The organism is Vibrio sp. 10N.222.48.A3, from assembly GCF_041475345.1.
GTDB lineage: Bacteria > Pseudomonadota > Gammaproteobacteria > Enterobacterales > Vibrionaceae > Vibrio > Vibrio tasmaniensis_A.
This window is the reverse complement of the sequence record NZ_JBFRVX010001571.1, coordinates 1-470: the sequence shown is the minus strand read 5'-3', so window position 1 is coordinate 470 and position 470 is coordinate 1. Positions and strand designations below refer to the sequence as shown.

Below are 470 nucleotides of genomic sequence, written 5' to 3'. Positions count from 1 at the left end.
GCTAGGTTCAGTTTACCACATCAATGACAACCTATCGGTATTTGGTCAAGTTGGGCAAGGGTTTAAAGCACCTTCAGTTTACGACCTCTACTACTTCTACACTCGAGGTGCCATCATTGAAGCTAACCCTAACTTGAAAGCAGAAAGAAGTATCTCTTACGAGCTTGGCCTTCGTGGCAATAATGAACATGCTCGCTTTGAACTAAGCACTTTCTACACAGATTACTCTGATTTCATTAACCAGACGAAATCGGGTAAACAAGGCGGTAAAGACGTATACACCAAAGAGAACTTAGATAAAGTGACTATCTATGGTGCAGAGCTTTCGTCAACGATTAATCTTGACACCCTGTTAGACGCACCATTTGGAACCTACACTCGTTTAGCTGTCGCTTATGCTGATGGTGAAGATAAATCTACAGGTAAATCCATTGATTCAGTAGCACCACTAACGGGTACGCTAGGTCTTG

1 protein-coding gene is annotated in these 470 nt (G+C 42.6%); it reads left to right on the top strand.

Annotated features, from left to right (window positions below; genetic code table 11):
* Positions 1 to 470, top strand: a 470-nt coding sequence (locus AB4653_RS27795; RefSeq protein ID WP_372105858.1) for a TonB-dependent receptor domain-containing protein, incomplete at both ends; no start/stop codon positions are given.